Raw genomic sequence first — 988 nt, forward strand, 5'->3', positions numbered from 1 at the left:
CGGTAATAATAATGGTCGTGGTCATTACTACTAGGCTGTTAGATGGCATAAATAAATAGTCAACGTTAATCGTGTTTGCTTATATCTACGTTTACCGAGTTTCCTATTCAGAGTCAACAAAAAATTGTTTATTTTCCAGTCTTCCAGAGGTTTATTCTGCGTAATGTCATTGATATATAAGTGTAATTACTTACGCTTGATTTTAAGAAAAACATCCTTGTTTTCTAACTTCAGGAGTTAATGCCATTAAACGAAGGGTGATTAGGAGCTATAGGTAAGCGGATCTTTCTCATAAAGCGCAAGATCAAACATTTAGACGGTGTTGTTTCTCGTTAACAACAACTTAACTGTGATCAATGTTCCTAGGATCGAATTATTTAGAAAATAGATGTGTTGGCTTTCATATTCTATGCTTTAATAGTGAGAAGCTTTTAGCAGATACTAATAAAAAAGTTAGACACAAGGAGTGGTGGACATGAAAAAATGGCTTTTTCTGTTACTGTTTTCAGTGTCTGGCGTTTCTTTTGCTAACGATCTCCCTCCCCTTCCAGGGAAAACAAGCACGTCTCCTCACAAACTCTTTATCTCGAGTGAAAGTTACCAAACCGACAGCTTTGATGTATGGAATATTGATGGTGGCTACGCCTATGAACTTTTTGATTCTGTTGACCTTTATGTAGGTGCGCGAGTCAATAACTCTCCGACTCAAAACCAAAGCGGCTTTCTCAGCGGGATCAGCTACCACTTAAATGATCGTGTCACCGTAAAAAGTACCGTAAGATCTTACAAATCTGAGAATAGCAACGGCATTCAAACCGAAGACAGTAGCCTCGCTGCTGAACTTTCTAGCCGCGTGAAAATTACCGATAAGTTAGACATTCACGCGACGTTGGATTACCAAGATTGGCAACAAGGCTTTGAGGTAGGTTTAGGTTTCCGATTCTAAAAATCGAGTGCTTCTTTTGAAATCAACACCCCATTCCAATCG

General features: G+C 38.8%; 1 protein-coding gene. It reads left to right on the forward strand.

From position 1 onward, the window contains the following. Window positions 1-475: 475 nt before the first annotated feature. Window positions 476-946, forward strand: coding sequence for a ribonuclease regulator (locus tag R7Q48_RS25110; protein ID WP_318132847.1), 471 nt, complete (start codon window positions 476-478; stop codon window positions 944-946). Window positions 947-988: the final 42 nt, after the last annotated feature.

The organism is Vibrio sp. 378 (genome assembly GCF_033339435.1).

Coding starts and splice junctions, on each gene's coding strand:
- R7Q48_RS25110 (WP_318132847.1), top strand. CDS start 476: ATGAAAAAATGGCTTTTTCTGTTACTGTTTTCAGTGTCTGGCGTTTCT.